The 26490-nt window shown below is 66.8% G+C and carries 26 protein-coding genes; 10 read left to right on the forward strand and 16 right to left on the reverse strand.

The annotated features are described in order from the left end of the window. Positions 1–79: 79 nt before the first annotated feature. The 9 genes from ACFQ9R_RS26095 to ACFQ9R_RS26135 all read right to left on the reverse strand — a co-directional run bounded on the left by ACFQ9R_RS26095 (position 80) and on the right by ACFQ9R_RS26135 (position 6807). Entirely contained in the window at positions 80–850 is a 771-nt protein-coding gene (locus ACFQ9R_RS26095; protein WP_378993890.1) for an ESX secretion-associated protein EspG, read from the reverse strand. Next, complete coding sequence (locus ACFQ9R_RS26100) at positions 837–2171, reverse strand: hypothetical protein (RefSeq protein WP_378993892.1); 1335 nt, start codon at positions 2169–2171, stop codon at positions 837–839. Before ACFQ9R_RS26100 ends, ACFQ9R_RS26095 begins: the two co-directional genes overlap by 14 nt. Beyond that, a complete protein-coding gene (locus ACFQ9R_RS26105) occupies positions 2168–2548 on the reverse strand; it encodes a hypothetical protein (RefSeq protein ID WP_378993894.1) in 381 nt (126 codons plus the stop codon). Before ACFQ9R_RS26105 ends, ACFQ9R_RS26100 begins: the two co-directional genes overlap by 4 nt. Positions 2549–2559: 11 nt before the next feature. Further along, positions 2560–3228, reverse strand: coding sequence for a DUF3558 domain-containing protein (locus ACFQ9R_RS26110; RefSeq protein ID WP_378993896.1), 669 nt, complete (start codon positions 3226–3228; stop codon positions 2560–2562). Positions 3229–3230: 2 nt separating this feature from the next. Further along, the gene (locus ACFQ9R_RS26115) at positions 3231–3746 is read right to left on the reverse strand and encodes a hypothetical protein (protein WP_378993898.1); all 516 of its coding nucleotides are present in this window, start codon (positions 3744–3746) and stop codon (positions 3231–3233) included. Continuing rightward, positions 3743–5602: a hypothetical protein gene (locus tag ACFQ9R_RS26120; RefSeq protein ID WP_378993900.1), complete on the reverse strand. Its 1860-nt coding sequence runs from the start codon at positions 5600–5602 to the stop codon at positions 3743–3745. Before ACFQ9R_RS26120 ends, ACFQ9R_RS26115 begins: the two co-directional genes overlap by 4 nt. Then, positions 5602–5895 carry a hypothetical protein gene (locus ACFQ9R_RS26125; RefSeq protein WP_378993902.1) on the reverse strand — a complete coding sequence of 98 codons (294 nt, stop codon included), beginning with the start codon at positions 5893–5895 and terminating at the stop codon, positions 5602–5604. Before ACFQ9R_RS26125 ends, ACFQ9R_RS26120 begins: the two co-directional genes overlap by 1 nt. A 107-nt stretch (positions 5896–6002) precedes the next feature. Beyond that, complete coding sequence (locus ACFQ9R_RS26130) at positions 6003–6452, reverse strand: Fur family transcriptional regulator (RefSeq protein ID WP_378993904.1); 450 nt, start codon at positions 6450–6452, stop codon at positions 6003–6005. Between the two features lie 4 nt (positions 6453–6456). After that, complete coding sequence (locus ACFQ9R_RS26135; protein WP_067456316.1) at positions 6457–6807, reverse strand: helix-turn-helix transcriptional regulator; 351 nt, start codon at positions 6805–6807, stop codon at positions 6457–6459. A gap of 189 nt (positions 6808–6996) precedes the next feature. On the opposite strand from ACFQ9R_RS26135, the gene ACFQ9R_RS26140 reads away from it, so the two are divergent. Continuing rightward, complete coding sequence (locus ACFQ9R_RS26140; protein ID WP_378637754.1) at positions 6997–8397, forward strand: glycine--tRNA ligase; 1401 nt, start codon at positions 6997–6999, stop codon at positions 8395–8397. 129 nt (positions 8398–8526) lie between these two features. Then, positions 8527–9837: an acyltransferase gene (locus tag ACFQ9R_RS26145; RefSeq protein WP_378993906.1), complete on the forward strand. Its 1311-nt coding sequence runs from the start codon at positions 8527–8529 to the stop codon at positions 9835–9837. Positions 9838–9972: 135 nt separating this feature from the next. On the opposite strand, the gene ACFQ9R_RS26150 is transcribed toward ACFQ9R_RS26145, so the two are convergent. Continuing rightward, a complete protein-coding gene (locus tag ACFQ9R_RS26150; protein ID WP_378993908.1) occupies positions 9973–10791 on the reverse strand; it encodes a MerR family transcriptional regulator in 819 nt (272 codons plus the stop codon). A gap of 125 nt (positions 10792–10916) precedes the next feature. Next, the gene (locus ACFQ9R_RS26155) at positions 10917–12905 is read right to left on the reverse strand and encodes a TPM domain-containing protein (protein ID WP_378993910.1); all 1989 of its coding nucleotides are present in this window, start codon (positions 12903–12905) and stop codon (positions 10917–10919) included. 69 nt (positions 12906–12974) lie between these two features. On the opposite strand from ACFQ9R_RS26155, the gene ACFQ9R_RS26160 reads away from it, so the two are divergent. After that, positions 12975–13652, forward strand: coding sequence for an MBL fold metallo-hydrolase (locus ACFQ9R_RS26160; protein WP_378993912.1), 678 nt, complete (start codon positions 12975–12977; stop codon positions 13650–13652). 12 nt (positions 13653–13664) lie between these two features. On the opposite strand, the gene ACFQ9R_RS26165 is transcribed toward ACFQ9R_RS26160, so the two are convergent. After that, on the reverse strand, positions 13665–14081 hold the full coding sequence (locus tag ACFQ9R_RS26165; RefSeq protein WP_378993914.1) for a DoxX family protein: 417 nt from the start codon (positions 14079–14081) through the stop codon (positions 13665–13667). An 84-nt stretch (positions 14082–14165) separates the two neighbouring features. On the opposite strand from ACFQ9R_RS26165, the gene ACFQ9R_RS26170 reads away from it, so the two are divergent. From ACFQ9R_RS26170 to dnaG, 4 genes are all read left to right on the forward strand, one after another. Beyond that, complete coding sequence (locus tag ACFQ9R_RS26170) at positions 14166–15098, forward strand: LysR family transcriptional regulator (protein WP_378993916.1); 933 nt, start codon at positions 14166–14168, stop codon at positions 15096–15098. A 119-nt stretch (positions 15099–15217) separates the two neighbouring features. Then, entirely contained in the window at positions 15218–15796 is a 579-nt protein-coding gene (locus tag ACFQ9R_RS26175; protein ID WP_378637756.1) for a YdcF family protein, read from the forward strand. 1 nt (position 15797) lies between these two features. Further along, complete coding sequence (locus ACFQ9R_RS26180; RefSeq protein WP_378993918.1) at positions 15798–17051, forward strand: deoxyguanosinetriphosphate triphosphohydrolase; 1254 nt, start codon at positions 15798–15800, stop codon at positions 17049–17051. A gap of 25 nt (positions 17052–17076) precedes the next feature. After that, positions 17077–18999 (forward strand): DNA primase, encoded by a 1923-nt coding sequence (dnaG, locus tag ACFQ9R_RS26185; protein ID WP_378637593.1) that lies wholly within the window; start codon positions 17077–17079, stop codon positions 18997–18999. Between the two features lie 13 nt (positions 19000–19012). Here the strand turns inward: dnaG and ACFQ9R_RS26190 are convergent, their stop codons facing one another. Next, a complete protein-coding gene (locus tag ACFQ9R_RS26190) occupies positions 19013–19768 on the reverse strand; it encodes a class I SAM-dependent methyltransferase (RefSeq protein ID WP_378993920.1) in 756 nt (251 codons plus the stop codon). A gap of 176 nt (positions 19769–19944) precedes the next feature. On the opposite strand from ACFQ9R_RS26190, the gene ACFQ9R_RS26195 reads away from it, so the two are divergent. After that, the gene (locus ACFQ9R_RS26195) at positions 19945–21198 is read left to right on the forward strand and encodes a PucR family transcriptional regulator (protein ID WP_378993922.1); all 1254 of its coding nucleotides are present in this window, start codon (positions 19945–19947) and stop codon (positions 21196–21198) included. Here the strand turns inward: ACFQ9R_RS26195 and ACFQ9R_RS26200 are convergent, their stop codons facing one another. Next, entirely contained in the window at positions 21199–21999 is an 801-nt protein-coding gene (locus tag ACFQ9R_RS26200; protein ID WP_378993924.1) for an adenylate/guanylate cyclase domain-containing protein, read from the reverse strand. It lies immediately after the preceding gene. A 453-nt stretch (positions 22000–22452) separates the two neighbouring features. On the opposite strand from ACFQ9R_RS26200, the gene ACFQ9R_RS26205 reads away from it, so the two are divergent. Next, positions 22453–23715, forward strand: coding sequence for a PucR family transcriptional regulator (locus ACFQ9R_RS26205; protein ID WP_378993926.1), 1263 nt, complete (start codon positions 22453–22455; stop codon positions 23713–23715). Positions 23716–23869: 154 nt separating this feature from the next. Next, positions 23870–24088 carry a hypothetical protein gene (locus tag ACFQ9R_RS26210; RefSeq protein WP_378993928.1) on the forward strand — a complete coding sequence of 73 codons (219 nt, stop codon included), beginning with the start codon at positions 23870–23872 and terminating at the stop codon, positions 24086–24088. A gap of 142 nt (positions 24089–24230) precedes the next feature. On the opposite strand, the gene ACFQ9R_RS26215 is transcribed toward ACFQ9R_RS26210, so the two are convergent. Together ACFQ9R_RS26215 and ACFQ9R_RS26220 are read right to left on the reverse strand one after the other, a co-directional pair. Beyond that, positions 24231–24629: a DUF4870 domain-containing protein gene (locus tag ACFQ9R_RS26215; RefSeq protein WP_378993930.1), complete on the reverse strand. Its 399-nt coding sequence runs from the start codon at positions 24627–24629 to the stop codon at positions 24231–24233. Positions 24630–25821: 1192 nt separating this feature from the next. Next, the gene (locus ACFQ9R_RS26220) at positions 25822–26445 is read right to left on the reverse strand and encodes a HEAT repeat domain-containing protein (RefSeq protein ID WP_378993932.1); all 624 of its coding nucleotides are present in this window, start codon (positions 26443–26445) and stop codon (positions 25822–25824) included. Positions 26446–26490 lie beyond the last annotated feature (45 nt).

Consider the following 26490-nt stretch of genomic DNA (forward strand, 5'->3'; position numbering starts at 1 on the left):
CCGGGCAGCGAGTCACTACCGCCTATTCGCTGCAAAATCTGAAGCGAATAAGCGCGTAATCGCTGCATTGGGCGAACGACTAGCCGGTGCGGTAGTCGTCGGTGCCGAATTCTTGGTGGTAGCGCTGGGCTCGGGTGAGCATGCGGTAGATGCCGGCGATCATGCGGTCGGTGGGGAGGGGTTCGGCGACGATGGGGTCGCCGGTTTTCACGTAGTAGCGGCCGTCGGGGTAGTCCATCCACCAGAAGGTGCGGGCGGGGGTGGGGCGCGAGTCGAGGGCGGGGCCGGACAGGGCCGAGATCTCGCCGAAGGCTCGGCGGGGGCGGTGGAACATGCGGTTGAGTTGGTCGGCCGAGCTGAGGCGGCCCGCGCGGTATTCGAAGTGGTCTTCTTCGACGGACAGCTGGTCTCGGCGGACCTCGACCGGCGCCTTCTTACCCGGCTTCGTGCGGGGGAGAGCAGCGACCGTCAGTGCTGCCACCTGGCTGGGGGTGCAGTAGGTGAGGGTGACGTCGGCGCCGGTGTCCTCCGCGGCGCCCGGCGCCTGTTGCAGGGTGGCGCCGACCGCGCCGCGGATCGCGCCGTGGAAGCGGATGATGTTCGCGTTGTCCTGTCCCACATAGCCTTTGGATTCGACCCTGGCATCGGGGTCGAGCAGGACGGCGAGGGCGCGTTCCACCGCCGGGTCGTATTTGCGGAGGAGGGCGTCCACCGCGGCCTCCCGGTGCTGCTTCAGCTCGTCGAATTCGGCGATGTCGGTGCGATATTGGAGCGGATAGGGGAGGCGGTCACGGCCGTAGCCGGACCACAGGATCTCGAATTCGATGCCGGTGAATTCAGCGCGGTGCACTGTCGTCGTCTCCGCCGATCGCCGGGGGCACGGTCCTGATCTGGTCCGCGCCGAGCAGGAGGTCACCGTTCTCCTGGGTGATCAGGTAGTCGGGGATGTCCTTGGTTCGTTCGTCGTCGGAGGTGCCGCGACGTGTGCCCGGCGCGCCCATGCCGCCCACGCCCGCTGCGCCGCGACCGGTGGCGGAGGTGGTTCCCGCGCGGGTTCCGGTTGCTGCCGCGGCAGCGGGGGACGGGGTGCCGGGGGTGCTTCGGCCGGGAGTGGCGCTGGTCGGGGTGCCGCTGCCGCGTGGGGTGCCAGATCCACCGGGCCCGCTGCCGGTGGGTCTGCCGGAGCCGGGAGCGCCGGTGCCCGGGGCGCCGACACCGGGTGTGCCGACGCCTGGCGTAGTTGCACCAGCGTTGGTCGGCGCGGTGGTGTTCGGAGCTGTTGTGGTGGGGGTGGTGGATTGCGGTGTGGTGGTGGCGCTCTGGGGTGTGGTCGAGCCCGCGTCTGTCGAAGAGGTTGTGGTGGAGGGCGGTTCGGTAGCGGCACCCTCGGGTGTCGCGCTGTCGCCGTTCGTTCCCGCTGCCGGGTCTTCGGTTTCGTTGCCAGCTGCGGTCGAATCACCTTGACTGTCCACGGCATTCGTCTCGCTGTTGCTGCCCGGTCCACCGTCGTCGGCGATGGTCGGCGCGGTCGGCAAGAAGGGAACGCCGTTGTCGGTTTGGCCGGCGACCTGGCTGTACACGGAGCGCAAGATCCGCCTGCCCTCCTGGGTGGCTTCGTCGCGGTTGTGATCGTCGACCTTCATCACACCGTCGGCGGGCAACGACTTGCCGGTGACGTTGGTGCGCTCGGTGAGGCCGGGCATCAACGCTTGGGTCTGCTCGATCCCGGTGCGCATCTCGGTCAGTTTGAGGCTGATCGCGGTCGCGGCCTGAGAGAGTGGAATCGATTGCTGTGCATAGTTGTTCACAGCCGCGACGGCGGCGGAAGCTGCCGCGCCCGTCCATCCGCCGTGGCCGCCCGCGCCGGTGACGGTGCGGGCGAACTGCTGGTTGAACCCGGTGAAGGTGCCCATCAGCGCGCCACCGATATTCGCCCACGCGGTGACCGCGTCATCGACCAGCTGTGGTTTCATCGCCGCGACCGCCGCCTGCATCTGCTCTAGCGTCATGCTGTCGTAGTTGTCAGGGGTGGTGATGTGCGGGGGTTGGATGTCACCGCCGAAGATCGTGGCGTAGTTGCCGGCGAGCTGGCGGTCGTAGATCTTGGCCCGCTCGGTATTCCACTGCTCCTGAGCTGCGATCACCTTGCTCTTGTAGTCCTCGTAGGTCACAGGTGTTCTCCTGTCGCGGAGATCTCGGCACCGGTCGCTTCGTCCTGGGCAACGAAGTTCGCAATCGCTTTGGCCACAACCTCTTTGGCTGTCTTGACCGTTTCGATGTGCTGCCTGATCACTGTATCCAACGCACGATCACCTCCGGCTGCGGTGAGCGAGAACTTGTTCTCGAGGATCTTGCTCGAGTCGAACGAGCCGAACCCGCCGACTCGTCGCACACTTTCGACCATCTCGTAGACCTCCTCGAGCCGGTCCAAATGGTCGTCGCACACGCGATCGAGGTCTTTGCCTGTCTCGGGATCCAGTGACAGTTGACCGGCCTCTGCCTGACCGAGTAGTCGGCTCCATTGAGTCGGATCTATGCCGAGCACCATCAGCTGTCCCCTCAGCTTGTGGGCAAGTACTGAACCAGTGCGGTGCTCAGTCGCCGGGCCTCGCCGCAAGGTTCGCTGGCCCCTTCAGCGCTGACGCGGTTCTGCACCTTGAAATCGACCGATCCGGCAGGCACTTCGACACTGACGTAGCAAGCGACGTCGTTCGCGGAGCCGATCGGTCGGAACTCGAGCGCATTGCGGGATCCGACCTGGAGGTCGGCCCATCCGGTGTATTCGCTGGTTCGCTGCCTGGACTCGGCAAGCGTGTGCGCAGACGACATCACGGAGAAGGTGTACTTCTTAGCCGAGTCCGTCCAGTTGCAGACCTTCCATCCAGTGAAGTCCACTCCCGCGACATCTTTCTTCTTGCTTCCCACGTTCATCCCAACCGCGCCGACAGCCGAATCCGGCAACGAACACGGATCCCACACCTTCGCCTCGGCATCCACCGAAGTAGGACTCGCCGCCACACTCACACCGCTCGTCTGCGGAGTAGCCGTTCCCTGCTCCCCATCACCGCACCCCACGACAGCCAACCCCGCCACCGCGACAACGCCGAACACCCTCGCCGCCGCACCTCGAACTGCCATGTCTTCGTCCCTCCCACAGAACCGGTGCCCGTTCATGACGTCCCCGCTCCGAAGATCGTAGTCACGCTGATACGCATCGCGAAAGGTCACGCCTACTCCGCCGCGCAGGGTGAGGACGCGGTCATCGAGAACCGCACCTCGTTCCTCGGCCCAACGGAGGTGTCCCGGAACGATGCGACGGTGTAGCCGGTCGAGTCGCGGTAGAGCCGGTTCACCGGGTCGTTGTCGGGCCGCTGGCTCGGTACGAGGGTGAAGCCGCGTGTGGTCATCGCTTCGAGATTCGCCATCGCTCGGTCGATGAACTCCTGGGGCGGGTTCACTTCCTCCATCGTGTACCGGGGCCGCCACGGCGGACCCTCGGACATCAGAGAGTTCGGGTTCGTTCGGCAGCCCGTGCCCGGCAAGGTCAGATTCGCGATCTCGACGGAGCCCTTCTGCGGCCAGATGAGCTCGAAATTGCGCTCGACAATCGCGCCTGCCTCGGCGACGGTCAGCCCCGTGGTGTCTTTGATCCGCTGGTTGGTCGGACCTTCGTGGATGAAACCTCTGCATCCCGTGACGCCCGCAGTGATCATCAGGATGCAGGCCACGATCGTCGTTTTCGTCATTTGATGTCGATCGTTCGGCCGGGCTCGGCATTGTCGGTGATGCGGGGGTCGGCGTACGGGTCGAGGTCGGGATTGCCGAGGGCTGCCGCGAGGCGAGCGGCAGCAGCTGCCTTCGCTGCGTCGAACCCCTCCTTGCCGCCGTCGCCGTTGTCTCCCAAACCGATGTCGACGTACGGTGTTTCGATTCCTCGTTCGACATACGCGGTCGCGGTCGATCCTTCGATAACGCCGACGATGTTCTGAAACGCTGTCGATCTCGGATCGTCCCAGTACTTCCCGTGCCCGTCGGTACCGAAGACGACCTCGGTGGGGTGGTTTCGGGAGGTGTCGCTGTAGAAGCCGGTATCGAGTCGTGTTACGCCGGGTACCTCGTCGGGGTCACCGCCCAATTCGGCGGACGCGTGGGGGTTTCCGGGAATCGTGAATGCGCCCGGAATGCTGAGTCCGCCTTCGGGATAGGACTGCACCACCCCGATCAGGTCGCCGGGTGCCGTCATCGAATACCGCTGGACACTCGGGTTCGGGTTGTTCCAGCCCGTGTCGAAAACGCCGGTGCCCGCCGAAGAAGCGTGCAGGATGCGGTCAGCGCGCAGACCCAACTGCTCGGCCGAGCCGACGATCGAACCGCCGTAGGAATGTCCCACATAGGAAACCGGCGTCCCCGGCGCGGTCGCACCGACTTCCCGGTCGATTTCGCGGCCGAAGTCGACAAGCCGAGGCGCCATGTCCGCGGCGAATTTCGGGCTCGGCGCCCCGTCGGAAAGGCTGGTCAGACTCTGCGGGAAGTCGCCCTCCATGTACAGGAAAATCGGGCTGCCCGTTTGATCGGCGAGATTCCATGCGGCCACGTGATTCGACCCGGAGCCGTTGAGATTCGTACTGGTGCCGGGCACATACACCCCCACACCGGGCGCGCCCGACTTCATCTCGCCGACCATCTCGATCATCCGCCCGTTGCCCTCGGTGCTGAACATGACGAACTTGCGGTCGACCATGCCCAGCTGCGGTGTCGCTGTTTCGCCGGTCGCGGCGGCGGTGGTGTCGAGCGTGCCCGCACCTTCGGGATTCGGGATGGGCGCGAGCATCGCTTCCAGCTGCCTCACCCGCGATTCGTCTCGATTCGGCTTGGCCTTCTCCGACGTCAGCGCGTTGCGGACATTGATCTCGTTGGCCTCGATTCGCATCACGAACGGCACGCCGTTCAGATTGCCCAGCTTCTCCGGCGCCGCGATCACCAGCTGACGTTGCGCTTCGGGACTCAACCCGGCCAGGAAGGTCGCCCGATCGTCCGGCGACATCGACGCCAGCTCGATCGCGACCGCGTCCGGATCACGCATCGAACCGTCGGCGAGGGTGATGTCGGGCTGCCCGTCGCGCATCGCCCCGAGGTCGCCCATCGATTCCCGCAGCCTGGCGCCGAACAGGTTGTCGAGGCGTTCGAGCTCGTCCAACCCGCTGAGCAGGTTGAGCTGGAAAACTCCTGCGGCGCCCTCCTCTTCCGGATCGGAGTAGGTCACCCGGCCGTCGGGCGCGACCACGAAACCTTGCCCGACGGCGAGGTTCTTCTGTTCCAGCACATAGGTTTTGGCGTGTTTCAGGCCCTGGTAGGCGTCTTCGGCGTCGTCGGCCACACGGAGCAGCACGGTGCGCACCTCGTAGCCGTGATCGACTTCCTCATCGATGCGCCGCGAGGCCGCGTCTTTGGTCTGTCCGTACCAGCTACCCGCGGCCGAGATCGCGCGCGAGCAGTCGTTGACGGAGGTCGAGAGGATGTCGGCGTTGGCGCGGGCGGCTTCCCCGGCGCGGTGCAGGCCCTCGAGATTCCAGGTGTCGAGTTGGGGGATGGTCGGCCGCATCAGCGGGTACCGAGCTTTCCGATTTCGCCCGCGGTCTCGGCGTCTCTTGCCTGGATATCGGCGGAGAACTTGTCGACGAGGTCGGCCAGCGTCGTGTACCGGGTCGCGATCGAGTCCATGGCCTGCGAAGCCGGGTCGGACAGCCCGCGTACGGCGGCGAGCACGTCATTGCCGTCGCCGGTCGCCTCGCTCGCGGCCGTCCAGCTCAGCGCGTCGACTTCGGCCGCCTCCCGACGCCAGGTCGTCGCCATCGTCGTCAACTGATCGGGCTCGACGCCCAGGGTCCCGCTCACGATGCCCCCTCCTTCGCTGCCGAGAGGACTGCGCGCCCGTGCGGGCCGGTCCCTTCGTGAAGGTTGGACGGGGCTCGCGAAGCGAAGGTTCCATCATGTGATGTGAGTCACACAGATGCGGGTTCGTCTCTCGCCGCATCGGTTCGGCTGTGCACGCACTCGCGGCAGGTGCCGAAGATCTCGAGTGTGTGGCTCACCTCGGTGAAGCCGTGTTCGCTCGCGATGGTCTCGGCCCATGCCTCGACCGTCGGGCCCTCGACCTCGACGGTGCGCCCGCACTGGCGGCACACCAGGTGGTGATGGTGGCCGCTCGAGCACTGGCGGTAGACGGATTCGCCGGTGTCGGTGCGCAGCACGTCGACCATGCCCGCGTCGGCCAGGGACTGGAGAGTCCGGTAGACGGTGGTCAGGCCGATGCCCTCGCCACGTTTGCGCAGCTCGTCGTGCAATTCCTGCGCCGAGCGGAACTCGTCGATATTGTCGAGCAGGGCCGAGATGGCACTGCGCTGACGGGTGCTGCGGACCCCGACCTGCTTCGCGGAGGTGTTGTCTGCCAACGGATTACCCTTCCTCGGCATGGGCGACGGCATCGACCACGATATGCGCCAGATGGTCGTCGACGAGTTCGTAGAGCACCTCGCGGCCCGAGCGTTCGCCGTGCACCACGCCCGCCGATTTGAGAATGCGCAGATGCTGGCTGACCAGCGGCTGGGTGACGCCGAGTGCGTCGACCAGCTCGTGCACGCAGCGCGGCGACTCACGCAACTGCAGCACGATGGCGATGCGTACCGGCGCGGCCAGTGCCCGCAGCAGCTCGCCCGCGTCCTCCAGGACCGTGCGCGACGGCACGGCGGCGGGGGCGGGGGAGTGGTACGGGTTGTGCGGGTGCGCGGGCGCGGCCTCGGTGGTCATCAACCAACTCCTTAATGGAAACAGATTCCATTTTGATATGCACAATTGCGCATGTCAAATGACGCGCCGCGCGGACACCTCGGCTGCTGCAAACCCACTGGACGCGTCCCGATACGCTGGACCCACTTACGTACGGTAGGCCGCATCGAACACCGGTACGGCATGCCGAACAATTCCGACTCGCAGTGGATGGAGAAATCTCGCGTGGCACCCAAGTCGAAGGTGGACACCGTTGCCAACCTCGCCAAGCGCCGGGGTCTGGTCTACCCGTGCGGTGAGATCTACGGAGGCACCAAGTCGGCGTGGGACTACGGTCCGCTCGGCGTCGAACTGAAGGACAACATCAAGCGGCAGTGGTGGCGGACCATGGTCACCAGCCGCGACGACGTCGTCGGCCTCGACTCCTCGGTGATCCTGCCGCGCCAGGTCTGGGAGGCCTCGGGCCACGTGGCCACCTTCTCCGATCCGCTGGTCGAGTCGCTGCACACGCACAAGCGTTACCGCGCCGACCATCTCATCGAGGCCTACGAGGCCAAGCACGGCCACCCACCCGCCAACGGCCTGGCCGACATCAACGATCCCGACACCGGCCAGCCCGGCAAGTGGACCGAGCCGCGTAACTTCTCCGGCCTGCTCAAGACCTTCCTCGGCCCGGTCGACGACGAAGAGGGCATGCACTATCTGCGTCCCGAGACGGCGCAGGGCATCTTCGTCAACTTCAAGAACGTCCAGGAGACCGCGCGCAAGAAGCCGCCGTTCGGCATCGCCCAGATCGGCAAGAGCTTCCGCAACGAGATCACGCCGGGCAACTTCATCTTCCGCACGCGTGAGTTCGAGCAGATGGAGATGGAGTTCTTCGTCAAGCCGGGCGAGGACGTGGAGTGGCACAAGTACTGGATCGACACCCGTCTGTCCTGGTACACCGACCTCGGCATCGACCCGGAGAACCTGCGCCTGTTCGAGCACCCCAAGGAAAAGCTGTCGCACTACTCGGCCGGCACCACCGACATCGAGTACCGCTTCCGCTTCCAGGGCAGCGAATGGGGCGAGCTCGAGGGCATCGCCAACCGCACCGACTACGACCTCAAGACGCACTCGGAGCACTCGAACGTCGACCTGAGCTACCGCGATCAGGCCAGCGGTGAGCGCTACACGCCGTACGTCATCGAGCCGGCCGCCGGTCTGACCCGTTCGCTGATGGCCTTCCTGGTCGACGCCTACACCGTCGACCAGGTGCCCACCGCGAAGGGCACGACCGAAGAGCGGATCAGCCTGCGTCTGGATCCTCGCCTCGCGCCGGTCAAGGCCGCGGTGCTGCCGCTCTCGCGCAACGCCGACCTGACCCCGAAGGCCAAGGACCTCGCCGCCCAGCTGCGCCGCAACTGGAACGTCGACTTCGACGACGCGGGTGCCATCGGCCGTCGTTACCGTCGTCAGGACGAGATCGGTACCCCGTTCTGCATCACGGTCGACTTCGACACCATCGACGACCACGCGGTGACGATCCGCGAGCGCGACTCGATGGCCCAGGAGCGCATCGCCCTGGACAAGGTCGAGTCCTACCTGGCAGCACGACTGATCGGCGCCTGATCCGTCAGGTCGACGGAGCCCGCACCGCTAGCTCGGTGCGGGCTCTTTCACCTCCGCGCACTGGGCGGTTGATCACACTGCGTAGCTGACGGTTTGCGTTGGGTGGGCGCTTGCCTCACGATCTTCGTTGTGCTGTGGGAACCGGAAGACGTGGTGCGGGCGCTCGACCCGTCGGAACAACGATTCGTGCGGCACGCGACCTTCACCGGACGGTCGGTCACGGTGCTCGGGGAACTGGACGCGGCCGGGCTCGGCGCGGCCTTCGCGGCATTGCAGCGGCGGTTTCCGATTCTGGTGTGCCGGATCGTCGAGGATGCCGACGAGAACGGAATCCTGTTGCGTCCGGGGGATATCGAGGCCGTCGGCGCGTGGGTGAGTTTCGGCGATCCCGACGAGGTGCGGATTCCGGCCGAGTCCATGGATCCCGGGGCCCAATTGGCCTATCTGGATGTGGTTCTCGCCGAAGAGGATCGGGCTCGGGTCACGTTGTTCGTGCACCACAGCGTGGCCGACGCGGGGCATTGTGTCGAACTGTTCGCGCGGCTGTGGGGCTTCTACACCGACTATGTGGAGACCGGGAAGATCGCGGACACGGCAACCGTGGTCGCCGAGTCGGAGACCACGGCCGGTGCGACGCGGGGGTATCCGGCGTCGCTCGAGGTGCTGCTGGCGCAGCGGGGGATCCGGCGTGGGCGGCGGTCGGGACTCGAGACGGTAGCGCGTCCGCTCGTCGTCACAGATTCGGTGAGTGGGATCGAGCGGGCGGAGGCCGCACCGGCCACGTTGGCCCGGCCCGCGCGGATTCAGCTGGATACCGTCGCGACCGCACGGGTGCTCGAGCTGGCTCGCGCGCACGCGGTGAGCGTCAACGGGTTGGTCACCGCCGCGGTGTTGCGGGCGTACGGCGATCTCTCGGGCGCGGACCACGTCTCGTGTATGTATCCGGTCGACCTGCGCAGGCGCCTCGACCCTGCGGTCGCCGCGGAAGCCGGCACCAACCTGTCCGGCCTGGCCGCGTTCGCCACCGATGCCGCCGACACCGCGGACCTCGTCGTGCTCGCTCGCCGGATCGGCACCAGCCTGCACAACGACCTGGCCGACGGGGTGATCGAACAGTCGGTTCTGCACTTCCCCGACTTCTTCGGTCCCGATCGAATCCACTCCACCGCAGGGCATATCGCGCTCACCAACACCGGGACGGTGCCCCCGTTCCGCGCCCCCGCCGGGCTGATTCTCGACGACTACGAGATCGTCTACCTCTCCGCACACCCCCGCCCGTCGACGGGGGCGTCCGCGGCGGTCACCTTCCTCGTCTACACCTATCTCGGTCGACTGACCATCGGCCGATTGGGTGGCGGCCCGCTCGCCGCCCACCTGCTGGATGCCGTCGCCGCGGAATTGTCCTGGTCATCCGCGGATCAGAAAGCCGCGACCGCCTGAATCCGACGGCACGGCCCGGCTCCGCAGAGCGGCACCCCGCCGCAAGTGGCGCAGTCGATGGGAATTCCGGCGGCCACGACCGCTGGAGGCTGGGTGCACGGATCTCGCCTGCGGATCGCACGGGCCGGCCGCGCCTCAGCGCGGTGCGAGAGGCTCCTGCAGCTCGGTGACCCAGCCATCGGGATCGGGCGTCCACTCCAGGGTGACTTCGCGGACGGGCGCGCCGGTGCGGTGCCCGTTGTCCTCCACCCAGCGACCGAGCGCCTGCCACGCCGCGCCGATCCCGCTCACGTTCCCGCGATGGACGGTGGTCGCGGCGCGTTCGAGCGCGGGCAGATCGACGATCGAGAAGTCCGGTGCCGCAGCGGGTTCCACATTCACCGGCACACACGCGTGCACGCCGACCGTCCCGTCGTCACGCGCGTCGTAGTAGGCGATCGCGGGACCGGCGATCGTGATCCCGGCCGCGGCCAGCCGGTCGGACAGTTCGCGGAACAGCGGCCCGATCACCGGGCTGATCGCCTGGGGTTCGAATCCCGAAGCCCAGCTGGACGATTCGGCCACTCTGACTGCGGGCACCGACTTGATCACCACATCCTGATCGGGCATGACGCCCTCCTTTTCGATGATTCGGAGTCTCGCTTCGACTTCGGTCAACCGCGAACGGTCGGCCGCGATCCGCTGTTCCAACTCGGCTCGGCGCAAGGTGAGCATGCCGCGCAGTTCTGCCGCGTCGGGCCCCGGCTCGAGCATTCTGCCCACCTGTTCCAGCGTGAACCCGAGCTCTTTCAAGGCGATGAGCCGATTGAGCCGGGCCAGCTGCGCCGCCGTATAGAAGCGGTACCCGGTGGCCGCGTCGACTCTGGCGGGCGCCAACAAACCCACCGCGTCGTAGTGGCGCAGCATGCGCACCGACACCTGACCGTGCCTGGCGAAATCTCCGATACTGAACATGACGCCTTCCGGTGTACGGCCTCACACGGTGAGAGAGTCAAGGGCGAACCTGTCGACCTCGCCGCGCCGCGATCAGGCGCGTCCGGCACTGCGCCCGGCGCGGTCGACCCTCGCGCTGGCCGGGATCAGAATCTGCCGCCCCGGCTGACTCGACGCGATCCCGACGAGCCGCCGTACGAGCCCGGACGGTAGCCGCCGCCTCCGCCATAGCCGCCGCCTCCGCGTCGCGAACCGCCACTCATCGCGCCCCGCAGCAGCTCGTTGAGCAGGATTCCGCCCAGCACCGCGCCGGTCTGTGAGCCGCCGCCCGACATCGGCTGACGCGTCTCCCACGCCTGCACGCTGGCCTGCGCCTGCTGCATGGCCCGGCCGCCGAGGTCGGCGGCGGTCTGTGCGCTGATGAGTGCGCGTTCGGGGTCACTGCCCGCGAGCCCGTGTGCCTCGGCGAGGTGACGTTGCGCCTCGGAGAGCCGGGTGCGGGCCTCCGCATCGACGCCGCCACGCCGGGTGGTGATGAACGACGACGCCGCATCGATGCGGGCGGATGCGTCGGTGAGGGTGCGATCGAGCCGGCGTCGCAGATCCTCCACGGCCAGTTTGCGATCCGAGGCCGCCGCGATCGCACGGTCCAGTTCGGCATCAGCGGTGACCGCGGTGTGGAAGGTACCGAGGGGATCGCTGTCGGCGTTCGGGGCATTCAGGGCTGCGGTGGCGGACGAGACCGCGGTGGCCAGGTCGGCGCCGCCGAACTCGGTGAGGCTCTTGGCCGAGCTCAGGTCGGCGCGCAGTTCGTCGAGGGCGGCCGCAAGACCGTCGCGCGCTTGCTGGATATTCGTCGCGGCCTGGTCTACGGCATCGAGCAGCGTCCTTGCCTGCCCGATCGCGCCTTCGGCCGCGCGGATCGCCGCGACCGCACCACCCTGCTGCCCGACGGGCTGGGTGAGATCGGTTCGAGCGGAGTCGATGTTGTTCTCGGCGAAGGTGATTCGCTCCTGCGCCATCCGCACGTTGTCGTGGATCGGCGCGATGACCGAGGGTGGATAGGTCGAGCCCAAGCGGGTGAGTTCGGCTTCGGAGCCCGGCATGCGCGCGGTCAGCTCGACGATGTCGCGGGTGAGCGTGTCCAGTCGAGCGGGCGCGTCGATGAGCAGATCGCGCATGGCGTCGAAATCGGCGACCTGCGAGTCGAGTTCGCGATCGGCCGTGCCCGCCGTGGCGATCAGCTCGATGAGCATGGCGCGCTGCTGGTCCGGCGTCTCCGGAATCGCGTCGTCGAGTTGCTGACGAATCGTGAACGCCTTCGCGGTGGCGGCGCGGGCGGCATCGAGCGCGGAGCGGAACGGCGTCACCGCGGTGTCACCGAATTCGCTGGTGGCCAAGGTCAATTCCTCGGCGCTGGTCCGCACGGCATCGTCGATCTCGACCAGTCGCTCGCGGGAGAGCGCGTGCAAGGTCGGCAGCGACAATCGCGCCAGCGCCGCGGAATCGGTCGGATCCACCTCGCGCGCGGTGGTCAGCTCGGCACGATCCCGGTCACCTCGACGCTTGCGCGAGAACAACATCAAACCGCCGGCCACCACGATCACGGCCAGCCCGATGAGGATCAGCACACCCCACGGCACCCCGCCGCCCCGCATCGCCGAACCGATTCCCTCGGCGGTGTCGACCGCGGCCTGTGCCCACTTCTGGTCGCGCAGATCAGGTTCCACCGAGCCCGCGAGCAGCGAGTCCAGTTCGGAGTCGCTCACACTCTCGGGAAGGGTGCCGTCGAGCCAGTAGCCGCGGTCGTCGACGGCCACCGCCAGCAGCAGATCATGATCGCTGAAACCGGAGAGGTCGGACGTGCGGGCAGCCCAGTCGCGGGGCGCCATCGACCCGAAGGTGCGCACATAGTTCACCCACAGCTTCACCTGGTGATCGCGGTAGAGGGCGTCGACCGCGTCGAGCACGCGTGCTTCGTCGCCCGCACTGAGCACATTCGCGGTATCGACCACCTGCGGACCCATGCGCGCGGGCGGTTCGCCGACCGCGCTCGGCGCGCACAGCAGACTCAACACGGCGAACACCGCGCAGAGTGCGGAAACCGATCGTGGGGCCGAACTCGACAGCGGCATGTGTCGAATCTAACGGTCGACACCGACACCGGCACGACAGCGCGGCGCGTGGCTTCTACGATCGGGTGCATGGTCACAGTCGCTCGCCAGTACACAGGTCACGTCACCGCGGGCGGGGACGCCCAGCAGCGCGACGCTCCCGGCACCCGCATCGTGAAGATGTCCGTCGGTCCGATGGACAACAACACCTACCTGATCCAGAGCACCACCACCGGCGCCGCCGTGCTGATCGACGCCGCCAACGATGCCGAGCGCATCATCGATCTGACCGTGCTCGAGACACCCGGCCAGATCGAACTGCTCGTCACCACCCACCGCCACCCCGATCACTGGCAGGCCCTGACCGAGGTCACCAAGTCCCTCGACGTCCCCACCGCCGCCCACACCCTCGACGCCGACCACCTCCCGGTCCGCCCCGACCGCCTGCTCGAAGACGGCGACACCATCGAAGTGGGCGACCTCGTCCTCCACGTCATCCACCTGCGCGGCCACACCCCCGGCTCGGTCGCCCTCGCCCTCACCGACAACGCGGGCCACACCCACCTCTTCACCGGCGACTCCCTCTTCCCAGGTGGAGTGGGGAAAACTCACAGTCCCGCCGACTTCGACACCCTCCTCACCGACGTCAGCACCAAACTCTTCGACCGCTACCCCGACGACACCGTCGTCTACCCGGGTCACGGCGACGACACCACCCTCGGCGCCGACCGCGCGAATCTGCCCGAATGGCGGGCGCGGGGTTGGTGATCTCCGGTCCGGTCAGCGCAGCGTGAAGGCTGGTGCGGTGAGGGTGAGCCCCAGGTCGGCGGTGTAGGCGAAGACCGCGAAGAACACCAGTGCCGCACCGGCCAGGGCGAGATCCTTGTTGAAGTGGACCATCTCGTGTTGCTTGGTCTCGGCGTCGGTCTCCTTCCAGAAGGTATGCATCAGGAAGGCCGTCGGCACCAGGAACGCCACCAGGACAAGCGATCCGAGATCGCCCCAGGCGCCGAGCAGCACGCTCGTTCCCGCGACGAGCACGGCGGCACCCGAGGCGTACACCGCGAACAACGGCGACGGCACCCCACGGCTCGCGGCGTAGCGCGCGGTGTCGTTCGCCGCGCTCAGATGGCCGATAGCCGCGCCGATGAACAACGCGGAGAACAGGATTCGTCCGATCAGGACCATGACGCTCATGACTTCCACCTGATCATCGCGAGGCCGGTCGCGTCCAAGACCGATCTCTGCGGACCCGATACTGAGCGGGTATCGTCGCAGCTCATGGACCTCCGTCTGCTGCGATACTTCACGGCGGTGGCCGAGGAACTCCACTTCGGTCGCGCTGCCGCCCGGCTGTACATGACCCAGCCGCCCCTGAGCAGGGCGATCAAACAGCTCGAAGACGATCTCGGCTACGAACTCCTACGTCGTTCACCGACGGGCGTGACTCTCACGCCTGCCGGGTCCGCCCTCTACGACGAGGCCCTCGCGCTGCTGGCCCAGGCCGATCGAGTGCGCACCAGGGTCGCGGTCGCCGCCGGGGCGTCCGCCGTCACGATCGGCACCTTCGCCGAAGCGGCAGGGAGCCGACTGGCCGCGGCGTACCGGGCCGCGCATCCCGACGTCCAGGTGCACATCAGAGAAGGCGACTTCGCCGACCCGACGGCCGGGTTGCGCGCCGGACGCGTCGACATCGCCCTCACCCGCACGCCCTTCGACGAAACCGGCATCACCACACAGGTTTTGCGCACCGACCCGGTGGGTGTCGTCCTTCGCGTCGACGATCCCCTGGCCGATCGCGCGAGTCTGCACCTGCGCGAACTGGCCGATCGACAGTGGTTCCAGCTGCCCGCCGACACCGATCCGATCTGGCGGAGTTACTGGTCGCACCCGACCGATCCGGACACCGGCCCGGTGGTGCGCACCGTCCACGAATGTCAGCAAACCGTCCTGTGGAACGGCACCGTCGGCCTCACGCCGCTGGGCCACCCGGTCCCGGAGGGTCTCGTGGTGGTCCCGCTCGCCGACAAGCCGCCGAGCAGCCTCGTGCTGGCCTGGACCAGCGCGGCACACAGCCCGCTGATCCGCTCGTTCGTCGACATCGCCGCGACGATCCCCTGGGTGTCCGCGGGCTCGGCGGTCGGCCGTTCACCGGAACGGAATCCGGTGGTGACCGCTGACCCCGCGGGGCGTCGGAGCGACCTGGCAGACTGACGAAGGTGAAATCGGGTTTCTCGCGAACGGCCACGCCCGCCCCGGATGTCAGGCATCCGCGTGGGCTGGTGTCGACGGTCTCGGTGTGGTTCGTCCGGTTGATCGCCGGCGCGGTGCTGATGGGGTTGGTGCTGGTCGCCGGGACAGCGGTCCGGGTCTGGCAGGTCGCGCGGATCGACGACTACACCCCCGCGAACGCGATCGTGGTGCTCGGCGCGGCCCAGTATTCGGGAACGCCGTCGTCGGTTTTCGAGGCGCGGCTGTATCAGGCGTGGCGACTCTACGAGGCCGGGGTGGCGCCCACCGTGATCACTGTCGGCGGCAAACAGGAGGGCGACCTGTATACCGAAGCCGCCTCGGGCAAACGGTATCTGGAGGACAAGGGCGTCCCCAGCGAGAACATCGTGGCCGTCGAAACCGGTTCCGACACACTGCGCAGCATCGAGGCGGTGGCGTCGGCGATGGGGGAGCGCGATATGTCATCGGCCGTACTCGTGAGCGATCCGTGGCATTCACTGCGAACCAGGACGATGGCTCGCGACGCAGGCCTGGAAGCGTGGACCGCACCCACCCGTACCGGGCCCGCCGTCTACACGAGGGAGTCGCAATTCCACGGCATCGCCCGCGAAACCGGCGCGCTGCTCTGGTACCAGCTCACTCATTTCTCGGCAGATTTTCCTTACGAGGCGGGACAGTGAGATGACCGGGACCTATACCCCGCACGACCAGGAACGCATGGTCCACGAGCCCGGGAAGACCGCGTGGCCCGGCGCCGCGGGCAAGGGGCATCGCAGTGAGTTCTCCCGCGATCGTGCCCGCGTGCTGCACTCCGCCGCGCTGCGTCGCCTCGCCGACAAGACCCAGGTCATGGGCCCGCGCGAGGGCGACACCCCGCGCACCCGGCTGACCCACTCGCTCGAAGTGGCCCAGATCGGGCGCAGTATCGCCGACGGTGTCGGCGCCGACCCCGACCTCGTCGACCTGGCCGGCCTGGCCCACGACATCGGCCACCCGCCCTACGGTCACAACGGTGAACGCGCGCTCGACGAATTCGCCGACCGCTACGGCGGTTTCGAAGGCAACGCGCAGAACCTGCGCATCCTGACCCGCCTAGAACCCAAGGTCCTCGACGCCGACGCAGAGAGCTTCGGGCTCAACCTCACTCGGGCGGCCCTGGACGCGACCCTCAAATACCCGTGGGGCAGAAGTGGTTCCGGCACCAAGTTCGGCGCCTACGACGACGACCTCGAGCGCCTGGCCTGGGTGCGCAAAGACGCGCCCGACCGCAAACAAAGCCTGGAATGCCAGATCATGGACTGGTCCGACGACGTCGCCTACTCGGTGCACGACGTGGAGGACGGCGTGATCGTCGGCCGCATCGACCTGCGCGCCCTCGCCGACCCGGCCGAACAGGCGGCGCTGGCCGAGCAGGGCCACGGCCAGCATCCCGATCAATCGATCGAGGCACTCGCCGCCGCCGCGCAGCGGCTCTCCGAGCTCGACATCGTGGCCGATGCCGCGAACTACGACGGCAGCTTCGGCGCCTCGGTGGCCCTGAAACGGCTCACCAGCGAACTGGTCGGCCGCTTCGCCACCGCCGCGATCTCGGCCACCCACGAGCGCTACGGCGAAGGCCCGCTCAGCCGCTACGAGGCCGACCTGATCGTGCCGCCGATCGTGGCCGCCGAGGTGGCCGTCCTCAAGACCGTCGCCCTGCGCTACGTGCGCTCCGACCCCGGCCACCTCGCCCGCCAGCAGACCCAGCGCGACCGCGTACAAGCCGTCGCCGATCGCCTGCTCACCACCGCGCCCGCCCACCTCGACGATCAGATGCTGCCCTGGTTCAACGCCGCCACCACCGAGGCCGCCCGCGTGCGCGTGGTGATCGACCAGATCGCGTCCTACACCGAGAGCCGCTTCGAACGCGTCGCCGCCTCGCTGGACTGCCGCTGAGCAGACCCGACTAGACTCGCTCATCGTGGCCGGACGAATCCCAGATCGCGATATCGCGGCGATCCGTGAACGTGTCCGGATCGAAGATGTAGTCGGCGAGTACGTGGCGCTCAAGCGCGCGGGCGCCGACTCGATCAAAGGTCTGTGCCCGTTCCACGACGAGAAGTCGCCGTCGTTCCATGTGCGCCCCAACCACGGGCTGTTCCACTGCTTCGGCTGTGGTGAGGGCGGCGATGTCTACAAGTTCCTGCAGCAGATGGAACACATCGGTTTCGTCGAGGCCGTCGAGCAGATGGCCGATCGCATCGGCTACCAGATCAACTACGAGGGTGGCGGCACCTCGGTGCAGCGCGACCGCGGCACCCGCTCGCGCCTGGTCGCCGCCAATGCCGCCGCGCACGAGTACTACATGGGCCTGCTGCACGAACCCGAGGCCGAGGCCGCGCGCAAGTATCTGACCGACCGCAACTTCGACAAGGCATCCTGGGCGCAGTTCGGCTGCGGTTACGCCCCCGCGGGCTGGGACGGGCTGACCAAGCACCTGCAGCGCTTGGGTTTCGAGTTCAAGGAACTGGAAGCTGCCGGACTGTCCAAGCAGGGCAAGCGCGGTCCGATCGACCGGTTCCATCGTCGCCTGCTGTGGCCGATCCGCAATCTCGGCGGCGAGGTGATCGGTTTCGGCGCGCGCAAGCTGTTCGACGACGACACCATGCCCGGCAAGTACGTGAACACGCCGGAAACGTTGCTGTACAAGAAGTCTCAGGTGCTGTTCGGTCTCGACCACGCCAAGCGCGACATCTCCAAGGGCCATCAAGCCGTGGTCGTCGAGGGCTACACCGACGTCATGGCCATGCATCTGGCCGGGGTGAAAACCGCGGTGGCGTCGTGCGGCACCGCGTTCGGCGAAGAACACCTGCAGGTACTGCGCAGGCTGCTGATGGACGACAACTTCTGGCGCGGCGAGATCATCTACACCTTCGACGGTGACGCGGCCGGGCAGGCCGCGGCGCTGAAGGCGTTCAGCGGTGATCAGCGGCTGGCAGGACAGACCTACATCGCGGTGGCGCCCGACGGGCAGGATCCGTGCGAGTTGCGTCAGCACTCCGGCGACAGCGCCGTGCGTGATCTGGTGGCGCGGCGGACCCCGCTGTACGAGTTCGTGATTCGCGGACTGCTGGCCGAACACAATCTCGACGATGTCGAGGGTCGGGTCGAGGCGCTGCGGCGTACGGTGCCCGTGGTGGCCCAGATCAAGGACAACGCCACCCGCAAGGGGTATGCCACCAAGCTGGCCGGTTGGGTGGGCTGGGACGACATCCAGCTCGTCGTGCGCCGGGTCGGTGAAGAGGCGAAGAAGAACCGGATGGGCGGCACCACGCCCGATCTGAAGTCCGGCGCTGCGGCGATCCCCGCGCCTCGCGTCGAGGAGAGCTCCTCGGTGCGGCCCGCACCGAACGACCCGGTGCTGTACGCGCAGCGCCAAACCCTCAGCGCCGCACTGCAATACCCGGGCATCGCGGGCGTGTCCTTCGACGCCATCGACGCCGCCGCCTTCACCCACCCCGCCTATGTGGCCGTGCGCATCATGATCGCCCAGGCCGGCGGCACGGCTGCCGGGCTCAGCGGTGCGGAATGGGTCGCCGCCGTCGCCGACCATACCGACGATCTGATGATCCGCGCTCTGGTCTCCGAACTGGCCAACGAGCAGCTCCCGGTGCGCACCCAGAACGACACCCCCCGCTTCATCACGGGCATCCTCGCGCGAGTCCAGGAAGCCTGGGTGGGCCGCCAGATCGCCGAGCTCAAGTCGAGGCTGCAGCGGCTGTCGGCCAGCGAGGAGCCCGACACCTACATGACGCTGTTCGGCGACCTGGTGGCGCTGGAGCAGTACCGCAAGAGCCTCGCCGCCCAGGCGATGGGCAACGAGGGCTACGCGGCCGGCGCCTGACACCACCCGTGAGTCACGATTTGGTGGCTTCGGTGAGAGTGCGGGTGGAGTACGCCACGAACGGCCCCTCCTGCCGGATTCGATCGTGGAGCCGACGCAGTTGGTCGAGGTAGGCCTCGACGGTGAACCCGGGCACCATCCAGATCACCTTGCGCAGGAAGTACACGACGGCACCGATGTCGTGGAACTCGATGCGTAGCCGCTCGGTCCGCTGGTCGGTGATCGTCAGTCCGGCGGCCCGCGCGGCGGCGGCCTCGTCGTCGGGATGGCGCCCTCGACGGGCTTCCGGTTGCGGACCGAGGAAATACTCCACCAGCTCGAACACACTCGCCGGTCCGACGTGCTGTGCGAAATACGTTCCCCCCGAACGCAGAACGCGCGCGATCTCCGCCCACCAGATCGTCGCCGGATGTCGGCTGGTGACCAGATCGAACGCCGCGTCGGCGAACGGCAACGGCGGCTCGTCGGGCGCGGCGACGACAACGACGCCGCGAGGATGCAGCAACGCGGTCGCCTTGGCGACGTTCGGCGGCCACGACTCGGTGGCGACCATGGTCTGCGGGAACACCTGCGCCTCGGCCAGAACCTCGCCACCACCGGTCTGAATATCCAGAGCAGCGGAAGCGGTCTTCAGCCGATCACTCATCAGCCGCTGATAACCCCACGAAGGTCGCGCCTCACTGGCCCGCCCGTCGAGCCAGGAGAAATCCCATCCCTCCACCGGCGCCGATGCCGCCTCGGCGATCAAATCCTCGAACGTCCGTCCCATGCGAAATCACTATGCCAGCGACCGTCCGGCGACACCTCTCAGTTTCGCGGCTACCGGCTGAGCTGTTCGCGGACGAACGCCGCGGCCTGGTCGCGGGTGTCGTTGACGAAGTACGCGGGTCGGCGACGGGCAGTTCGGCGCAGATGAATTCGGATCGGAGGTTGCATAATGACACGGTGCACTCCGGTGATGGTCTGTTCGATCGACGCCTGTCCGACCGCGCGCGAGAAGTAATCCGCCAAGGTGCCGAGATCGCGCTGAACGCGCCGGAGGAATGGCTCGACGAACTCTATGACGCCACTCTCCTGACAACCAGCCTGCGCGCTGTCGCGGGGGATCCGCTGCTGGCCGAGGCGGTCCGGCGCGTCAACCGTGGCAACCTGCTGCACTGGGCCTCGGCCAACGTGGCCGATCCGGGAATGCCGGTGCCGATCAACCTCGGTGCGGACCAGATCGCCACCGTTCGCGACCTGGTCCGGCGTGGCATGAACGAGGCCGCTTTGCAGGCCTATCGCGTCGGGCAAAATGTCGTCTGGCGACGGTGGATGACCATCATCTTCATTCTCACGCCGGACCCGTTCGAGCTGCAGGAGGTCTTGGAGGTCACCGCCGCCTCGATCGCCGCATTCGTGGACGGCACCATCGAGGCGATCACCGAGGTCATCGGTCAGGAGCGCGACGAACTCGCCCGCGGCTCGTATGCCGAACGCCGCGAAGTCATTTCGCTCATTCTCGAGGGGGAGCCGACCAACATCGAGCGTGCGTCGACCCGCCTCGGCTACCGGCTCGACGCCACCCACACCGCGGCCATCGCCTGGAGTGACATTCCCGGTGCCGAACTCGACGAACCGCATCGGGTGACCAGGGCCCTCACACAGGCCGCCGGGGCGGCCACGGCGTTGAGCGTGCTCGCCAGCGCGGCCACCCTGTGGGTGTGGGTGCCCGGCCCCACCCCTCCCGACACCGTGGCACTGACCGAAGCGCTGGACCATATCCCCGGCGTGCGGATCGCCATCGGCTCCACCGGCCGAGACCTCGCCGGGTTCCGGACCAGTCACCTCGACGCGCAGGCCGCGCACCGAATCCTCGCCCGCCCGCACAGCACCCGACGCCTGGTCACCTTCGGCGAGGTGCAACTGACCTCGCTGATCACCGAAAACGGCGCTCAGGCCGACCGATTCATCAAGTACACCCTCGGCGATCTGGAACACGCCGACAGCGAACTACGCGAATCGGTCCTCGTCTACATCAACGAGCAATGCAATGCCACGCGCGCTGCGGCGCGCCTGTTCACCCACCGGAACACGATTTTGCGCAGGATCGCCCGCGCGGACGAGTTGCTGCCACGTCCACTGGCGGAGAACGGCGTGCATGTCGCGGTCGCATTGGACGCGTTGTACTGGCGGCAGAACACTCCCCGGCCCAGTTGATTACCGCCGCGCGCAGACCGGAGTGAGGCGGTGCGTGCCCCGCAGGCCCTTGAGGGTCGCTTCCCGTCCGGTTCCGATCGTGAGATCGGTACTGCTTCCGATCGCCTCCAGCACCGGCTCGCTGAGGAGGACTTCGCCACCCTCGGCCTGCGCGGTGACCCGCGCGGCCATGGCGACGTTGCGTCCGAACAAATCGTCACCCCGGCGGACGGAACTTCCCATGTGGATACCGATCCGGACCCGGAAATCCGCCTCGCCCCGGGATGCTTCGGCGTCCTTGCGCAGTGCCGCCTGGATGGCCAGGCCGCATCGGACCGCCCGGTCGGCAGCGGCGAAGGCGATCATGTACCCGTCGCCCTGGTTCTTGACCACATGGCCGCCGTGGTTGTGCACGCAGCGATCCACCAGGCGGTGGTGGCGGTCGAGCAGCTTGACCCACGCACGGTCGCCCAGCTGTTCGTTGAGAGCGGTCGATTGCTCGATGTCGGAGAACATGATGACGACGTTGCCGTCGGGCGCCAGTCTGGCCAGGTCGGGACGTTCGACCCGTGCCCAGCCCGCGAGGTCTTCGATGGAGGTGAGCACGGCGGCACGAAAACCTTTGGCACGCACCAGATCAGCGGCCTGCCAGGCAGTCCGTACCGCTTCGCGACCGCTCACCACCAACCGCTGCCCCGTCGTCGACCGACGCGGTGCCCGGCGCTTGCGCCGACTCCGGACCAGCAAGATCGACAGGATGAGTATGCCGACGGCTTCACCGGCGGCGACGATCGCGAGCACGGTGATCGTGACTGTGGTCATCGGAGCAAACCTGGCGGAGTAGCGTGGCTGGTCGAACCCTGTAGCGGCTGTGCGCCCGAGCTGTTCACGGCAAAATAGTACACATGCGTTCACTCGAATTCGACCGGCGTAGCGGATGTCTGCCGACGGTGAATCCTGGGACCATTGCGCTCCGCACCGGGTCGGCTCACTCGCCGTCATTGCGGGCACGGGCAGCATTCCTACAGCTGAGAAGGTCCGTACTCGACATTTGGCAAGCACGGAGACCGTGCATTCGCCGGGCGGAACCGTGTCGGCCGTAGCCGCGAATCCTGCTTCCGTACCCTGTTTGGGTGTACGGGTGAAGCGTCCGGCGCATGCCTGGTGGTGCATAGTGCACAACGATGGTTTCATCTGGGTGCGAAGCACCATTGGAACGCGGGGTGGTGAGGCCGCACGATAAAGCGCAAACAGCGGAAAGTAGGAAATGTGCGCATGCCCGACAGCATCCTGTCGGCCCGGACCGCGATGACGGTAGGTCGGCCGATTCTCGACCGGCTCCCCGCAGCGTCAACGATTTCGGGCAAGATCATGAGTCTGTTCATCGTCGGCAGTGAACTACCCGCCCGAGTGCCCATGGCGGCCCTACGTCGCGATGTCGCCGCACTGGTGAACGCGTGCCTCGAGCTCACCGCCAGAATGTTGACCGGCGGCGACACTGCCGAACCGCTGGCCGAGGTGCGCGCCGACGTCATGGAATGGGCACGCGAGGGCGTCACGATCGACGCGATGCACAGGGCCGTGCGGGTAGGCACGCAGGCGGTGTTCGACCATCTCACCGCACGCGCGAGGGTCGACGAGGATCACGTGGCACTGATCGAAACAGCGCGCATGTTCGGCCACCTCTCCCGCGAGCTCGCCATGGCGATTTCACAGGCGTACCTGCGTGAAAGGCAGGTGGCGGGTAGTGACGCAGCGGATACCGTGGCCGCCGCGCTGATCGCCGGGAATGCGACACCGGCCCTGGCGCGCGCCTGCGGGGTCCGGTTGGCCGAGAGCTATTTCGTCTTCGCGGTCGGGTTCGTGCCACGCCATGGAGCGGACGAGCCGCGCCCGGATCGCCATATCCTCGCGCACCGGACAATTCGGCGAATCAGGGCCGAGGTGCTGCACCACTGCGATGACAACGCGCTGATGCAGATGGGCACCGACACAGCTACCCTGCTGATTCCGCAAGACCATTTCGATCCCGGCGCCGCCGAACGGTTCGTCGAGCAGATCGCCGGCGCGGCGCAGACGCAGGTTCGCGCCGCGTTCGTGGTGGCAGGGGCAGGCGGCATCTCCGAAGGGGTCGAGCGCGCGCACGCGGTGCTCGACATCATGCGCCGCCTGCGCCGAGTCGGGCTCGAGCGCTTCGACGACCTGTCGCTGGAGTATCAGCTGTCCCGGCCGGGCACAGCAGGAAGGCATCTGGCCGCGCTACTGGACCCGCTCGAGGACCATCCAGTCCTGCTGGAGACGTTGACAGCGCACCTCGCGACCCACTCCACTCGTCTGCGCACCGCGCGTGCGCTGCACGTACACCCCAACACTGTCGACTACCGACTGAACAAGATCGCCGAGATCACCGGGCTCGACCCGACGCAGCCGGACGGTATCTGGCGCCTGCGTTCCGCGCTCGTAGCCCGCATGACCGGCGCGGGTGAGAAAGAGTTAGCCGCCGGCGGTGACCCCGACCAGACCGCCCAGGCATGCTGATCGGGGCGGACCCCAGGTCTGCCACCGAAGTCGTGGAGAGGCAGTGGTGAGACCGAACAAGGCGGCCGGCACCCGATGGCGCATACCGGTCGCCGCGTCGGCCCTTCTCATCGCCTGTACAGCAGGACTTTTCTGGCTACGGTGCGTGTACATCGTGCTCCACTCCCGACTGTCAACCGATCCGCTGACAGATCCCCATGGCTACGAACTCCTCATCGGCACCGTGCTCGCCCTGGCCGCCGCGGCCGTCCTCGCGGCCGCCGCGCCGTTTGTCGTCGAACCCGGCTCGAGCCGGATTCGACTGGCCAAGATCGTGGCGACACTGCTGGTAGTCCTGACAGCACTGCCCGTAGTAGCGCTGTTCACAGCGTGAACCGAAGTCCATTCGTCAAAATCGGTCAGGAAGCCTGCGGGGCGCGACGGTCCGGGCGTGCGTCAACGGCCCGAGACAGTCTCGGGCCGTTGATCTTCGGAGTATTGGGCGTGGTTGCCGTGCGGGGATTTCGGGTACGTCGCTACTTGACCGAACCGGCCAGCTGATCGGCGAACGGGGCAACGAACTTTCCGACAAGGGGAAGCTCCGCGCGGACACCGCCGCTGTTGTTCGCCTGGACCATGGCCATGATCCAGACGACGACCGCGAAGATCCCGAGGGCTAGTCCGGCGAGGCTGACGATGATCCCCAAAGCGCCGAGGAGCGAGCCGACGATGCTCAGAACGATATTGAGCACCGAGACCCCGGCGAAGAAGATGATCGATTGCGCAGCATGGAATTTCACATCGGGATCGTTCTTTCCCACAAAGAGGAAGATGATTCCGGTGAGCCAGCCCAGCGCGTAGGACAGGATCGCGCTGGTCTTCTTGTCCAAGCCGGTGGACTGCGGTTGGTTCGAGGGAAGCTGAGAAGATGTCATGCGGCAAGTACATGCCACGCTCGCCGCCTACCGATCCCAACTTTCGGCACGAAACAAGAGGTCGGCGAGCCGGTCGAAGCACCGGAACCCGACGACCTGCTCGCCGCGCGGAACCGATCAGGTTTGTGCGTCGTCGACGGGTGGGTTCGACACGGGGCGCGTGCGTTCGGCCTCGCTGCTCGCCCTCGAGGCGCGCCAACTCGCTATGAATCGCTCGGCTGACTCGGCGGAGATCTCTTCGTGAGGTTCGTCTACTCCCGGCCGATAGCGCTGGAGGTACTCGGTAGGACCCCAGGTGAAGTCCCTGCCGAGCGCTTCGTCGGTCGGTAGAGGCCGGGTGTCGGTCCGGCGCACGAGCCCAGTGATTCGACGGGCGCGCCAGCCCTCGGGCCAGCCTCTCTCGTCATCGATCAACGCGAAGTAGCGCACAGCGGGTTCGTTACTGTCAGGCATTACTTCTTGTCCTTCAACGGGATTCGCGCCGGAGCGGCACCGCTCTCCACTCTATACAGCGAAATTCGGCAACCGCTCTGCGACAGTGGCTGGGGTTGACAAGCTTTGGACGTTCACGGGCTGCGGCTGGGCCATGATCGACATCGAGCTGCGACCGCTTCCGTTCTACTGTGGAGGTTCTGCCTTGGCGGGTGGACGCGGAGACTGCCTGGGTAGGTCAACGTTTGTAGTCGGAAAGTAGTCGATCTGGGGAATCTCCCGGACAACAGAAAAGCCCTCCACCTGCTTGTGCTGGTAGAGGGCTCTTTATGCTCCTCCATCTGGACTCGAACCATAAACCTGCCGCTCTGGATGCTCTGCTTCCCAACGGTTTTCAATGTTTCTCAAAACAGCCAGCCACCTGCAGATTTGGCGTTCGAGGTGTTCCCGCTGGATCCCGCTCGGTCCCATTGATTCCCGATGAATCCGTGTCGTTTTCGTGTTGCGGTTCGAGTCCTGACTTGCCAAGGCGATCGCATACGGGCTGCAATCTATCGCCACACTCAGGGGCATGACCTGTCGACTACACGTTCAACAGTCCTGTCGTCGGCTCTGCGTACGACCGTGACTGACTTCGTCGCCAGCTCGGCGTCGCGACCGACTAACCGAGGAGAGATCGCCGATGTCCTGGCGGGTGACCACACCCCAACCGGGTCCAAGACGGCCCAATATCTGATCTGGTGAACCGTGCAGAGGACGCTCAGCCCTGGTCGTAGCGGCTGATCCGCTCCGCGTTGCGCCGATACCAGGGGAACTTCGATGTCAGGAACGGCTCAACTAGGTCACGTACGCCTTGGGCTCGCAGCTTCGACAGCGCATCGAGAGCATGCCCCTGCACGGTCTCATCATCGAGTTGGGCGGCAGCGACCGCGGCAGCATCGGGATGCTTCGACTTGCCGAGCCAGTCAACCACCATCTGCCGATCAGCCCCGAATCGGCGGTCAGCAGCAATGGCGGCGAGTTCCTCGAAGTACTCTTTGCCGGCCGGAATCTTGTAGAGGGCGTTGCCCGCCGCCCACCGCACGCGCGCGCTCGCCGCCTTAGCATGGTTGAACTGGCTGATTAGCGCCGGGATCGCCGTGGTCTTGCGCGATTCCTTACGGTTCAGGGCATTCGTCAAGCTCAGCCGCGCCAGGTCGCGTCCTTCAGTTTCAAGACCCGGCCACCGGTCTTCGAGTTCGGTGAGCCATTGAGCGATCACCACGATGACCGCTGGCGAGTTCTGCAGGCGGCTGCCGATTTCCGGGATCATGTCGGCATAACCGCCTGCCCGGCGATACTCGTCGAGCAAACGGGTCGCAGCATCATCGTCAGTGGGGGTCAACTTCGGAAATCCATCGTAGTGTGTTGGATCTTGCCCTGGTTCACG

Origin of the sequence: Nocardia sp. NPDC056541 (assembly GCF_042794235.1) — a bacterium.
Classification (GTDB): domain Bacteria; phylum Actinomycetota; class Actinomycetes; order Mycobacteriales; family Mycobacteriaceae; genus Nocardia.